General features: G+C 73.3%; 11 protein-coding genes. 3 read left to right on the forward strand and 8 right to left on the reverse strand.

Annotation, left to right across the window (positions count from 1 at the left end):
• Nucleotides 1–6 precede the first annotated feature (6 nt).
• The 3 genes from LXT12_RS19980 to LXT12_RS19990 all read right to left on the reverse strand — a co-directional run bounded on the left by LXT12_RS19980 (nucleotide 7) and on the right by LXT12_RS19990 (nucleotide 5,319).
• Complete coding sequence (locus tag LXT12_RS19980) at nucleotides 7–1,422, reverse strand: DUF1501 domain-containing protein (RefSeq protein ID WP_233394056.1); 1,416 nt, start codon at nucleotides 1,420–1,422, stop codon at nucleotides 7–9.
• A gap of 13 nt (nucleotides 1,423–1,435) precedes the next feature.
• On the reverse strand, nucleotides 1,436–3,193 hold the full coding sequence (locus tag LXT12_RS19985; protein WP_233394057.1) for a DUF1800 domain-containing protein: 1,758 nt from the start codon (nucleotides 3,191–3,193) through the stop codon (nucleotides 1,436–1,438).
• Between the two features lie 359 nt (nucleotides 3,194–3,552).
• Nucleotides 3,553–5,319, reverse strand: coding sequence for a hypothetical protein (locus LXT12_RS19990; protein ID WP_233394058.1), 1,767 nt, complete (start codon nucleotides 5,317–5,319; stop codon nucleotides 3,553–3,555).
• Here LXT12_RS19990 and LXT12_RS19995 point away from each other — a divergent pair.
• Nucleotides 5,318–5,566, forward strand: a complete 249-nt coding sequence (locus LXT12_RS19995; RefSeq protein ID WP_233394059.1) for a hypothetical protein — start codon at nucleotides 5,318–5,320, stop codon at nucleotides 5,564–5,566. The two genes, LXT12_RS19990 and LXT12_RS19995, sit on opposite strands and share 2 nt — an antisense overlap.
• Nucleotides 5,567–5,746: 180 nt before the next feature.
• Here the strand turns inward: LXT12_RS19995 and LXT12_RS20000 are convergent, their stop codons facing one another.
• Nucleotides 5,747–6,190, reverse strand: a complete 444-nt coding sequence (locus LXT12_RS20000; RefSeq protein ID WP_233394060.1) for a hypothetical protein — start codon at nucleotides 6,188–6,190, stop codon at nucleotides 5,747–5,749.
• Between the two features lie 235 nt (nucleotides 6,191–6,425).
• Between LXT12_RS20000 and LXT12_RS20005 the strand changes: the two genes are divergently transcribed.
• Nucleotides 6,426–8,915 carry an EAL domain-containing protein gene (locus LXT12_RS20005; protein ID WP_233394061.1) on the forward strand — a complete coding sequence of 830 codons (2,490 nt, stop codon included), beginning with the start codon at nucleotides 6,426–6,428 and terminating at the stop codon, nucleotides 8,913–8,915.
• A gap of 19 nt (nucleotides 8,916–8,934) precedes the next feature.
• On the opposite strand, the gene LXT12_RS20010 is transcribed toward LXT12_RS20005, so the two are convergent.
• The 3 genes from LXT12_RS20010 to LXT12_RS20020 form a co-directional block, all read right to left on the reverse strand.
• Nucleotides 8,935–9,426: a hypothetical protein gene (locus tag LXT12_RS20010; protein ID WP_233394062.1), complete on the reverse strand. Its 492-nt coding sequence runs from the start codon at nucleotides 9,424–9,426 to the stop codon at nucleotides 8,935–8,937.
• Between the two features lie 114 nt (nucleotides 9,427–9,540).
• Complete coding sequence (locus LXT12_RS20015) at nucleotides 9,541–10,968, reverse strand: CHASE3 domain-containing protein (RefSeq protein WP_233394063.1); 1,428 nt, start codon at nucleotides 10,966–10,968, stop codon at nucleotides 9,541–9,543.
• 6 nt (nucleotides 10,969–10,974) lie between these two features.
• Nucleotides 10,975–11,385, reverse strand: coding sequence for a response regulator transcription factor (locus LXT12_RS20020; protein ID WP_233394064.1), 411 nt, complete (start codon nucleotides 11,383–11,385; stop codon nucleotides 10,975–10,977).
• A gap of 291 nt (nucleotides 11,386–11,676) precedes the next feature.
• Between LXT12_RS20020 and LXT12_RS20025 the strand changes: the two genes are divergently transcribed.
• Complete coding sequence (locus tag LXT12_RS20025) at nucleotides 11,677–12,327, forward strand: response regulator (RefSeq protein WP_233394065.1); 651 nt, start codon at nucleotides 11,677–11,679, stop codon at nucleotides 12,325–12,327.
• A 46-nt stretch (nucleotides 12,328–12,373) separates the two neighbouring features.
• On the opposite strand, the gene LXT12_RS20030 is transcribed toward LXT12_RS20025, so the two are convergent.
• The gene (locus LXT12_RS20030) at nucleotides 12,374–12,571 is read right to left on the reverse strand and encodes a hypothetical protein (RefSeq protein WP_233394066.1); all 198 of its coding nucleotides are present in this window, start codon (nucleotides 12,569–12,571) and stop codon (nucleotides 12,374–12,376) included.
• Nucleotides 12,572–12,643 lie beyond the last annotated feature (72 nt).

Here is a 12,643-nt window from a genome sequence, read left to right on the forward strand (position 1 = left end):
GGGCCCTCAGACGAAGCCCAGGTTGCGGGCGCTGCCGAAGTTGGCGAGGTTGGGCAGCACCGCGTCGAGCTGGCCGGCGCTGGCGCCCATCCAGGCCAGCAGCGTCGCGGCGTACTGGTCGACCGAGGTGGTCGGGATCCATCGGCCCTGCTGCTCCCAGCTGTCCACGCCGACATCGTCGGGCCCGCCCAGCGCCAGGGTCGGGTAGCTGCCGTAGAAGCCGCCCTTGACGGCGCCGCCGAGCACCAGGTGGTGGTTGCCCCAGGCGTGGTCGGTGCCGCTGCTGTTGTTGGGCTTGAAGGTGCGCCCGAAGTCGCTCTGGGTGAAGGTGGTGACCGACTCGGCCAGGCCCACGGCCGTGAGCGCGGCCTGGAAGCAGCCGAGGGCGTCGCCCAGCTGCTTGAGCAGGGCGGCGTGCGTGCCGCCGAGGGCGTCGGCCGCGACCTGGTTGCCGTGCGTGTCGAAGCCGCCGAGCTGGGCGAAGTAGATCTGCCGCGTGCCGCCCAGCGTGGCGCGCACGTCCAGCAGCTTGGCGGCCTGGTAGAGCTGGCGGCCCAGGCCCGTCGTCACGTTGCCGTTGGCGATCAGCGGTGCGAAGGCGGCGTCGATGGCGGCATTGCTGCCGGCCTCGCCCGGCTTGCGCTTGACCAGGGGCCCGAGCTGCTCGGCCAGGGCCATGGCGTCGCGCTGCTGGGCCTGGAAGGCGCCGGCAAGGTCGGTGTCCGGGGCCTCCGCGGCCAGGGCCTTGACGGCGTCGAGCCTGAGCGCGTTGGGTGTCCAGGCGAGGTCAGCGGCCGACAGGCCGGCCAGGCCGAAGCCGTCGCCGGGGCCGGGCAGCACCAGCGGCGCCGCCAGTTCGGACAGGCCGAAATGACCATTGCCGCCCACGCTGATCACCGGGCTGGGCAGGCCCAGGGTCGCGGCGGCCCGGCCGCCCCAGCCGGTGCGGCTTTGCGCGTCGGTGCTGGCGCTCTCCCACAGCACCTGCTGGTCGCTGTGCGAGAAGAGGCTGGGCGGCGTGAGGGCGGTCCTGCCGGCGTCGGCGCGGTATTGGGCCTTGGTCAGCGGCGCGTGCAGGGGGCCGACGTTGAACTGCACGGCCATGCGGCCCGCCTCGAACAGCGGGTTCAGCGCCGCGAGGCTGGGATGCAGGCCGAAGTCGCTGCTGCCCAGGCGGCCCAGGCTGGCCTGGGGCAGGGCCAGGGCGCCGCGCACGCGGGCGTAGTCGGCATGGCGGGTGGCGTCCAGCGGCACGACGGTGTTCATGCCGTCGTTGCCGCCGTACAGGAAGATGCAGACCAGGGCCTTGAAGTCGGCCGCGCGAGCCGGCCGCAGCGGGGCGAGGGCGGCCAGGGTGCCGAGACCGAGGGCGCCGGCCAGCAGGCGACGGCGGCCGGGAGAGGGTAGGTGGGCGTGGCTCATGAAATGACTCTCCTCAGCGGATGACCTGGTAGGCCGGGGCGGCGAAGACGAGGTAGGCCGCCGTCCTCACGCGGTTGCGCTGCCAGGTCTTGGCATCGGTCTTGGCCGTCCACCACGAGACGGCGTCGATGACCTTGGCGCGCGGGCCGGCGGGCAGCGGCTCGCCATGGGCCAGCAGCGAGAGCCGGTCCACCAGGGCCGCGGCGTCGGGCGCGTCGGCGTCGAAGGCGTCCAGCACGACCTGGGTACCCACGGCCCCCGGCACGCCGGCCACCGGCTTGGAGCCGCCCCAGTTCACCAGGTAGTTCAGGTAGTTCAGCCTTTCCAGCGAGGTGTTGGCGTTGTGGATGCCGAAGGCGCCGCCCGTGAGCCGGGTCCCCGGCACCGGGTAGTCGGGAGGGTAGAAGTTGAAGACCGAGGGCGAGCGGAAGACGTGCTGGCGCAGGGTCTCGCCCCACCACCAGCCGAGGGCGTCGCCGTCGGTCTGGCCGTTGAGGGCCCGCAGCACGCCCGTCATCATCAGCACCGGCTCGCGCAGCCGGCCGCCGGCGGCGCCGGGCGCGGCGTCGCCCCGCGCCTCGGGGTCGAGCAGCACGGCGGCGGCCGTCGCCGCGAGGTCGCCGGGGCGGCCGGCGCCGAAGCTCAGGCCGCCGCTCGTGAAGCGGCCATCCCGGAAGGCCGTCGCCACGCGGCTCACATAGGCCGGCGAAGGGTTGGATCGCACCAGGGCCTGGATGAGCTGCCGGCCGATGAAGGGCGGCATGTTGGGATGGGCCATGAGGCTGTCGAGCACGGCGTCCAGGGCCTGCACCGGCGTGCTGCCGGCCGGCTTGCTGGCGCCGGCGAGCAGGGCTCGCTCGGCGCCGTCGTGCAGGGTTGGCAGGGGCGCCATGTCGCCGCCGTAGTAGAGGCAGTTGGCGCCCTTGGGCGAGCAGCTCCAGCGCGACTTGCCGCCCGCGGGGTACGTCCAGCCGGTCAGGGCATAGGCGTAGTTGCGCACCACCGTGTTGTCGTAGGTGGGCTGGCAGCGCCCGCCCTTGAGGCTGCCGTCGGCCTCCAGCAGGCAGGTGCCCAGGCTGAAGAGCTGCAGCAGCTCGCGGGCGAAGTTCTCGTTGGGGGCGGCCTTGTCGTTGTTGACGCCGTTGAGATAGTCGCCCATGACGGGGCTGAGGGTCACCTGGCGCAGCACGTCGCGGTAGTTGCCCAGGGCGTTGTCGAGCAGGGCGTTCTGGTAGCGGCGCAGGCCGTAGGTGCCGGTCACCTCCAGACTGCTCACGACGAGGATCTGCTGCAGCGCATAGGCCATGCGCTGGCGCAGCTGGTCGGGCTGGGTGACGGCGTTGCGGTAGAAGTCCCAGAGCAGGGGCTGGCTGGAGTACCAGTCGCGCCAGCAGTTGTCGCCCTGGTTGGCGGCCAGTTCACAGAAGCTGGTGCCGGTGGCATTGGTGTGCACCGCGTCGCCGCCGCCCGAGGTGTAGTGGGAGGACTGAGGCAGTTGCAGCTGGCCCTGCACCCAGGCCGCCGCGCTCTGGGTGCGCATCTGCGTGACCAGGCCCTCGGTGGCCCCGAAGCTGGCCTGGGCGGCGAGGCGCACGGCGTCACGCTGGCTCATCGGCGGCACCGTCGCGGCGGGGGCTGGCGTGGCCTCGGCGCCGGGCGGTGAGCCGCTGCTGCCCGTGGCCCCGCCTCCACCCCCGCCGCATGCCGACAGCAGCATGACGGACAGCACGAGGACGGCGCGGTGGCGGCGGTGTTTGGAGCAGGTCGGCATGGCGCGGCTCGATGCAGTGGCGGCGGCGCATGTTCACGGCCTCGCGCGGCGGCCCGTAACGCCAGGTTGCCTGATCAGCCTTGCGCTTACGCCTCGCAACAAGCGACCGCACGCGCAGGGCCGAGGCGTGACATGTGCCACGCCTCGCACATCTCGCAGATTGGCAAAGCTTGCTTACCCCCGGCGACAGCGGTTTGGACGAATATGGAGACGCCGCCACCGCCCGGGCCGAATGCATCCCGCATGACCGCCAGGCCCGTTGCGCCGCAGGCCGCCTCAGCCGGGCCGGCCCTGGGGCGCAGGCCGTGGAGGCCGGGCGCGGAAGCGGAGTACACCGCCTTCCGCGCCCACCTCCGCCGTCAGCAGGGCTGGCCGGCCGGCAGCGTCGGGCAGGAGGTGGTGTCCAGCTGCAGGGTCAAGCCGTCGGCCGTGCGGCCGGTCAGCCTCAGCAGCTTGTAGTCGCTGGCCAGCAGGGCCTTGAGGCCGAGCGTCGTGCTCAGCGTGCCGGCCACGGCGGCGGGGTCGAGGTCCAGCTCGGCCACCTTGGCGGTGCAGGCAGCGTTGGTGCACAGCTGCAGGTGCTGGGGTGCGAGGCCGGCGCGCAGCAGGCTCCAGTTGGCGACGTAGTTCAGCTTGGCGCCGACCGCACCCTTGAGCGACACGAGGTTGGACACCGAGCTGGCCGCGAGCACGGGCCAGGGCTGGCCGCTCTGGCCGATGATGTTCAGCGGCAGCTGGCCGGCCACGTCCAGGCTCACGGCGCCGCCGTCCGCGCCGGCCAGCGGTGCGCTGCAGGCGGCGTCGGCGAAGAGCTCCAGCTTGAGCGCGCGGCCGGCGCGCACGAAATTCCGGGCGATGGTGTCGCCGGCCGTCGTTCCCGGCACCGGCAGGGCGACGAGGTCGTCTCCCAGCGTCGCGCCGGTGGCGGGATCGAGGCTGGGCGCGGCGTTGCCGGGCGCGGTCGACCACAGGCTCAGGAAGCTGCCGGCGGCCGTCGGCTTGAACAAGGCCAGGGGCACGTCGGCGCCGCCGGCGTCCTTCTGGCTGGCGCGGGCGCACTGCAGGCCCGGATAGGCCGGAATGCTGACGTCAAGATAGCGCGCATAGCTGTCGGGCGCGGTCTGGTCGGCCCGGTGGGTGAGCACCAGGCGGGCCGCGGCCGTGGCCTGCACCTCCAGGCGGTTGCCCAGGTATTTCCAGCCGGTGGGGCTGGCGCGCTTCACGACGGCCTGCTCCACGCCCACCTGCCTGAGCACGCCCTTGGCCGTCTGGAAGACGAGGGCGACGCGGCAGACGGGGTCGGCACCGCTGAAGTCGCAGCGCGTCGGCAGGGTGGGCAGCAGCTTGGAGCCGACCAGGGACTCCGCGTCCCCCGTCAGCAGGCCGGCCATGTGCGAACACAGCAACTGCGCGGCACCTGCCGTGCCCGAGAAGGTGGTGACGAGGTCCACGCTCGCCCGCGCGCCGGCATCCAGCAGCGGCGGCAGGCCGGGCGTGCAGCCGTTGGCGCTGGGCATCACGGCGCCCATGGCCTGGTAGAGGGTGTCGATGCCGGGCAGGTCCACGGTGGCGGCGGCGGGGTCGAGCGCCAGGCTGCCCTGGCTGGTGCCGGGCTCCAGGTAGGCCAGGCCGCTGCCCAGCGGCGAGCCCAGGGTGACGTAGGCCTTGGCATCCAGACCCAGGCCGACGGTGACGGTGTCGAGCATGCGGTCGTAGCCGGTGTGGGAGCCGGGCGTCAGCGCACCGGCCAACAGGTCGAAGGCCGGGTCGAGGCCGGCGTCCGCCAGCGCGGCGGCCAGGGCCGTGCGCAGCTGGGCCTGGGCCGTGGCGAGGGCGCTGTCCGTCAGGCCCTGCACGGGGCCGGTCATCAGCGTCTCGGGCGGCTGGCCCCCGGCCAGCACGGTGACGGCGCTGGTCAGCGGCGTCAGGTTCAGCGTGCCGCCGCTCGTCGTGGCGCCCCAGACGCACAGCGGCCGGCTGCCGGCCAGGCCGCAGGCTTCCACGCGGAAGGGGCCGCTGCCGGTCAGGGTGATGGGGCCGTAAGCCCCGGTGCCGGCGACCACCTTCTTGCCGGTGGCGATGGCCTTGCCGGTTTCGTCGAGCACGCGCACGGTCGCGTTCGTCATGGCCATACCGGCGGCGACGACGCCCGAGACGGGGCCGGGCGGAGGGGGTGGCGGCGGTGGCGGCGGGGGAGGTGGCGGCGGCGGCGGAGGTGGCGAGCCGGGCGTGGGGGCCGGCGCCGGCACGGGTACCGGCATGGGCAGCGGGCTGGGCGTGGACGCCGGCGGTGGCGGCGCGGCCGTGCTGTCGGTGGGCGCCGAGCTGCCGCCGCCGCAGGCCGCCAGGGCCAGGGCCATGGGCCAGGCGTAGATGGACCGCCGGTGCGGCGCCGGCGGTGGCGTCATCGGGGGCAGTGCGGAAGTGAGGGCGTGGTCGGGCATCCGGGCCAGCCGCTCGGGCGGCATGACGGTCAGGTTGCGCCGACTTTAGGGGGCCGTCCGGGCTGTCGATGGCCGGAACTGCGGCCCTCGCGTGGCGTTTTGCGCCGGATCAGTCCCGGTGGCCATGCCCATGGCCCCGGCCGTGGCCGTGGTCATGCCCGCGGCCCCGGTCGTGGTCGTCGTCGCGCCAGTCGTCGCGCCGTTCGCGGACGACGACGTTCTGCTGATACCAGTTGTCCTGCACGAAGTAGACCGGCGCGCCGCAGGCGCCGTAGCGGTAGCACTGGTGGCGCCAGTCGCGGCGGTGTTCGGGCGGCACCCACAGGTAGACGGGCTCGGTATAGACCGGCCGGCCGATGATGACCGGCTGCGGCGCGATGAGCACCGGCTGGGGGTAACGGCCGATGTCGACGCGGCCGTAGACGCCCGGCTGGCTGAAGCCGATGGACACGCTGACGTCGCCTGCCCGGGCTGCGGGCAGGGCGGCAAGCCCCGCCAGGGCGATCAGGCCGGCGGCGATGCGGCGGCCGTGGTGGAGGGGAAGGGGGCTCATCGTGTTCTCCTTGTTGTGCGAACTTGCCCCCAGTGAACGCCGGCCGCGTGCACCCGGATGTCGGCGCGGACGAGGCGATGCCGTAGGACGAAGAGGCCATGGAATGCGGCCTTGTCCTACAGCGCGGCGCCCGTGGCACCGACGTGGCCGCGCGCCGGTGGGCGCGAAGCTTGCCGGACCTGGCAGCGGAGCAGCATCGATGGGCGATTCCCGGCAGGCGAGCATGGCCGCGGCCATGTCAGCCGCGCATCTGGCACTGGCGCAGAACGCGCGCTTCCTGGAACGCTGTAGCCGGCTGGCCGGTGTGGGCGCTTGGGAGTGGGAGCCCGACAGCGGGCGGTTGACGCTGTCGGACTCCGCCTGTGAATTGCTGGGCCTGCCCGCGGGCCAGGTGCCGACGCTGGCGGCGCTGCTGCAGCGCTTCGGTCCCGACGGTGCGGCCATGCTCGACGCCGCCCTGCAGCGCGCCCAGACCGAGGGCCGTGGCTGGGACGTGGAGCTGCCCTGCGACACCGGCACCGGCGGCCGGCGCGTGTTTCGCGTGGTGGGCGGCCCCGACGGCGAGGGCAGCGGCGAACCGCGCATCGGCGTCGTCATGCTGGACGTGACCGAGCCGGCGCAGGTCCGGGCCGAACTGGAGCGCGCGCTGGAGCGGCTGGACCTGGCCACCCACAGCGGCGGCATCGGCGTGTGGCACCTCGACCTGGACGACGGCGGGCGGCTCGCCTGGGACGACGCGATGTGGCGGCTGCACGGCGAGGCGCCCCACGGGCAGCGCATCTCGATGGCCGCGTGGCGGCGCCGCCTGCACCGCCCCGATCGCCGCCCGGCCGTGCGCGCCCTGGCGGCGGCGCTGCGCGACGGCTCGCAGCTGGAAGGTGAGTGGCGCGTGGAATGGCCGGACGGCAGCCTCCACGTGCTGCGAGGTTCGGGCCGGGTGCTGCGCGACGGCGAGGGCCGGCCCCTGCGCCTGTCGGGCGTCTGCTGGGACGTCAGCGAGGAGCGCCGCCTGCAGCAGCAGCTGGAGGAGCAGCACGAGCTGCTGGAGGTGACGCTGCAGTCCATCGCCGACGCCGTGCTGACGACCGACGCCGAAGGCCGCGTCACCTGGCTCAACCCGGTGGCCCAGCGCCTGACGGGCTGGAGCGACGTGGAGGCGCGCGGCCAGCCCTCCCACCACATCTTCGTGCCGCGCCGCGACGACGGCGACGAGCCCCTGCCCGACCCGGTGGAGGCCTGCCTGGCCAGCGGCCGGCCGACGCGCCTGCCGGGCGGCGCGATGCTGCTCTCCCGCGACGGCGAGCTGCGCGCCGTCGACGACTCCGTGGCGCCCATCCGCGGCAAGGCCGGCCGGGTGCTGGGGGCGGTGCTGGTGTTCCGCGACGTGACGCAGCAGCGCCGCCAGTTCGACGAGATCCGCTGGCGCGCCAGCCACGACGGGCTGACCGGCCTGGTCAACCGTGCGGAGTTCGGCCAGCGCCTGGCCCGCACCTTCGAGCGGGCGCGGCGCGACGGCAGCCAGCACGCCCTGCTGGCCTTCGACCTCGACCGCTTCAAGCTGGTCAACGACCACTGCGGCCACGCGGCCGGGGACGAGGTGCTGCGCGAGGTGGCGCGGCGGCTGGAGGCCGGCGTGCGCGGGCGCGACACGGTGGCGCGGCTGGGCGGCGACGAGTTCGCCGCCATCCTGGAGAACTGCTCGCTGGACGAGGCCCTGCACGTGGCGCAGAAGCTCTGCGACACCATGGACCAGTACCGTTATGCCCACGGCGGCCAGCGCTTTCGTATCGGCACCAGCATCGGCGTGGCGCCATTGGACGGCCGCTGGCCCGACGCCGACACCGCCCTTCGCGAGGCCGACGCCTGCTGCATGATCGCCAAGGAACAGGGCCGCAACCGCGTGCAGGTCTGGGCCCCGGACGACGCGGCCCTGCGCGCCCACCAGAGCGAGCACCGCTGGGCGATGCGCCTGCAGCAGGCGCTGGACGAAGACCGCTTCGAGCTGGACCTGCAGCGCGTGCTGCCGGCCCAGGGCGAGGACGACGGCCGGCTGCGCGGGGAGCTGCTGCTGCGCCTGCGCGAGCGCGACGGCAGCCGCGTCATGCCCGGCGCCTTCATGCCGGCGGCCGAGCGCTTCCACTTCGCGCCGCGCCTGGACCGCTGGGTGCTGCGCCAGGCGGTGGCCCTGCTGCAGCGCGAGGGGCCGCCCGAGATCGCCGCCCTGTCGGTCAACGTCTCGGCCTTGACGCTGCAGGACTCGGCCTTCCACCAGGAAGCCCGGGCCCTGCTCATGGAGCTGGGCCCCGAGCGCGCCTCGGCGCTATGCCTGGAGATCACCGAGACGGCCGTCATCACCCAGCTCGGCGAGGCGGCGCACTTCATCTCGCAGATGCGCGGCCTGGGTGCCCGCGTGGCCCTGGACGACTTCGGCGCCGGCGTGTCTTCCTTCGGCTACCTGAAGGCGCTGCCCGTGGACCTGCTGAAGATCGACGGCCAGTTCGTGCGGGCGCTGATGACCGACCCGCTGGACCAGGTCGCCGTGCGCAGCTTCGTCGAAGTGGCCCAGGCCCTGGGCCTGGGCACCGTCGCCGAGTGCGTGGAGACGCCCGAGGTGCTGCTGGAGCTGGTGCGGCTCGGCGTCGGCGAGGTGCAGGGCTTCCTGCTGCATCGGCCGCAGCCGCTGGCCCAACTGCTCGCGGCGGCGCAGGCGCCCGTCCCGGCCTGACCGAGCCGTCCGGCGGAGATCAGCGTGCCGGGCGCGGCGCCAGGTCGCGGCGCACCGGTTGCTGGCGGTCGGCCGCCTCGGCCTGTGGCTGTACCTGGGCGACGACGGTGGCCTGTGCCGAGCCCGCGAGCTGACCGTCGATTTCATCGGCCGGGCGCTCCTGGCCGGCCTGGCCCGAGCGACTGCCGTCGGCCACGGCGCGCAGGGACACCTGAAGGCCGCGCGAGAGCTGGCCTTGCCACTGGCGCAGCGTGTCGCCAGCGTCGTGCATGGCGGTGCTCAGCCGCACGTCGAAGGGGCGCGGGTCGCCCATGATGTCCAGGCCGGCGCTGGCGGCGAGGGCGCCCAGCGCGACGACGCCGATGGCCAGGACGTGCAGGCGGCGGTGGGCGTGCGAGGCGCCGGCGTCATCGCCACGGTCATGCGTGACGATGGGAATGGGTGGCAGGGGCCGCTGGTCGGGCATGTGGGCATGCCAGCCGTCGGCATGCACGGACTTGGGAAACTGCATGGTGCCCTCCATCGGAATTCGGGTCGGCGCCTGGTGGCGCACTGCCCTGAGGTGCAGTTTGGAGGGCGGCCGACCCGGCACTTGTCGGCCCCCGCAGCCTCGGCCTGTAGGACTTCAGGAGGCGGTCGGCTGGGGCAGTTCGCCCGGCGCGGTGATGGCCGGCTCGGACTCGGGATCGGGCTCGGGGCGGCGTGGCAGCCGCGCCAGCACCAGGGTGCCGCGACCCGGGGCCGAGAGCAACTGCAGCGTGCCGCCCAGGCTCTCGATGCGGTAGCGCATGCCCAGCAGCCCGTGGTGGCCCGCACCCACGGTTTCGGGGTTGAAGCCCTGGCCGTCGTCGCGGACGCTGAGCTGCAGCGAGCCGTCGGCCTCGCCCAGGGAGACGCGCACCAGCCGCGCCTTGGCATGGCGCATCACGTTGGTGAGCGCTTCCTGCACCAGGCGATAAAGGGCGAGGCGGTCGGCCTCGTGGGTGGGCAGGGTGTCGGTGAGCTCGAGGTTGAGCTGCAGGCCCGAGCGCTGGGCGAACTCGGTCGTCAGGATTTCCAACGCCGGCACGAGGCCGAGGTTGGACAGGGCCGAGGGCCGCAGGTCCTCGATGATGCGGCGCTTGAGGGCGATGCCCTGGTCGAGCAGTTCGCTCATGTGCCTCAGGCGCTCGTCGATCTCGGGCGCGCCGGTTCGCGTCATGCGGCGGATGCGGGCGACGTCGAGCTTGGCGGCCGTCAGCAGGGCACCGAGCTCGTCGTGCAGCTCGCGTGCCAGGTGGGCGCGTTCGTCCTCGCGCACCGTCTGCAGGTGGCGGGCCAGCTCGGTGAGCTCGGCGGTGCGGCGGACCACCTCGCGGTCCAGCCGGTCCCGCTCCTGGGCCAGTTCGGCGGCGTGCTGGCGGCGGGCCGCCAGCAGGGCCTCGTTGCGCCGCAGGAAGATGGCCAGGCCGAACAGGCTGATGAGGGTGAGGCCGTGCACGCCGACGCGGCCATAGTTGAGCGAACGCACGACGGCGTCGCGCTCGCGGGCGATCTGGGTCAGCTCGTGGCGGTCGAGCTGGCTGACGGCGTCGCGCACGGCCTGCATCTTCTCGCGGCCGATGTCGGACTCCACCAGACCGCGCCAGGCCGAGACCGAGCCCTCGCGGTAGAGCTTGACGACGAGCTGCAGCTCGGAGAGCTTTTCATTGGCGCGCCGGCTGGCGTCGGCGACGAGGGCCTCCCACTCCGAGCTGGCGTACTGGCCATGCAGACGCGACAGCACCGCCGGCAGCTCGCGGGTGGCCAGTTGCAGGGGCTGGAGGTAGTCGTCGCGCCCGGTCAGCAGGTAGCCGCGCTGGGCCGTCTCGGCATCGGTGAGCAGCTCGCGCAGCCGCAGGCCGTCATTGCGGGCCTCGTGGCGGGCCTGGGCCTTGTTCAGCGCCTCGTCGGCGCCCCAGAAGGCGGCCTCGCTGACCCCCATGACGGCAGCCGCCGCCAGCGCGGCGAAACCCACCGCCAGGCCGCGATTGCGGCTCGCGCCCTCCAGCCAGGGATTGATATGACGCAGCACGGAAGCTCAGTTCGCCGCGGCGGCCGGCCGCGAGGGCGCATGCTCGGCCAGTTCGGCGCAGTAGGTGATGAGGTCGTCGAGTTCGTGGCTCTTGTCGAAGACGCGCTCGGCGCCGAGGCTGGCGCAGCGGCGCCGCATCTCCTCGGTGGCGTAGTTGGTCAGCACCACCCGGCGCGCCCGCACGCCCAGTTGCTGGGCCGCCTGCAGCACGCCCAGGCCCGTGCCGGAGCGCAGGAAGACGTCGACGATGAAGAGGTCGGCATTGGCGTCGGGGTCGCGGCTCATCCAGCGCACGGCGCCGGCCTCGTCGGGCACCGAGCCCACCACCTCCACCTGGGCCAGCTCTTCCAGCGTGGCGACCAGGTTCTCCAGGATCACCGGGCTGTCTTCGACGATGAAGGCTTTGAGTGCTGGCATGGCCCGACGACGGCGGATCTTGGGGTGGAATGGAGTGGAAGTATGGACCGCTTCGGTGCCTCTCCGGCAGAGCCGGCGGCGCATCAGGGTGTAGGAATTGTCCTAGGATGGCACGGAATCTTCTCTCTTTGGCGGCTGTGCCGACTATGAGGCGGGCCGCTGGCGGGGCGCATAGTCCAGGCGCCCGGCGCCCTGTCGGATTGCGCTGGCGCCGATGTAGGACGCCGTCCCTCGCGATCGGGACGGCGCACTGCTACGCTGGCCACACCTAATCCAACATTCACGACCACCATGATCCGCATCGGCATCGTCGACGATCACGCCATCGTGCGCACCGGCCTGCGCCAGTTCCTGTCCGACCACGTGGACCTGCGCGTCACCGGCGAAGGCGCCAGCGGCCATGACGCCCTGGAGATGGCCCGCGGCGGCGAGGTGGACGTGCTGCTGCTGGACATCTCCATGCCCGACCAGAGCGGCGTCGATGCGCTGGCGGCCATCAAGGCGCGCTTTCCCGACCTGCCCGTGCTCATCCTCAGCGGCTTCCCGGAGGCGCACTACGCGACGACGCTGCTGCGCCAGGGGGCCAGCGGCTACCTCAACAAGGAATGCGACCCGGAGGAGATCGCCAACGCCATCCGGTTGGTGGCGCGCGGGCGGCGCTACATCAGCCCGGCCGTGGCTGAACAGCTGGCCGACAGCGTGGTGGGCGGCAGCTCGGCCGGCACGGCGCCCGACAAGCCGCTGCACGAGGCGCTGTCGGAGCGCGAGTTCCAGGTCTTCCTGCGGCTGGCCCAGGGCGAGACGGTGGGCCACATCGCCGAGGCCCTCTTCCTGAGCGTCAAGACGGTGAGCACCTACCGCACCCGGGTGCTGGAAAAGCTCAAGCTCGCCACCAACAGCGACCTGACCTACTACGCGCTGAAGAACGGCCTGATCCAGTGAGACGGACCGTCAGCCTCGCGGCATGCCGCCGTGAGCGCGGCTGCGTTCAGTAGGGCGCGTGGGCGGCGTCGGCGCCGCCGTCATCCGCCAGTGTCCAGGGGTGGGCCGATTCGTAGCCCAGCTCGGGGTCGGCTGCCGGCGCGGCGTCGCCCGGCGACCACCAGCGCGACAGCGCCGACAGCAGCGGGCGGCTCGGGGTGGCGGCGAGCGTCGTGGTCTCGAGAGGGGCGCTGCGGTCGGCCATGGCGGGCTCCGGAGTGGGGAAGTCAGGCCGAAGCATCGCGGCGCCTGCCGCCGCCACGCATCGGCGGCAGGC

Origin of the sequence: Pelomonas caseinilytica, from assembly GCF_021353235.1 — a bacterium.
GTDB classification, from domain to species: domain Bacteria; phylum Pseudomonadota; class Gammaproteobacteria; order Burkholderiales; family Burkholderiaceae_C; genus Pelomonas; species Pelomonas caseinilytica.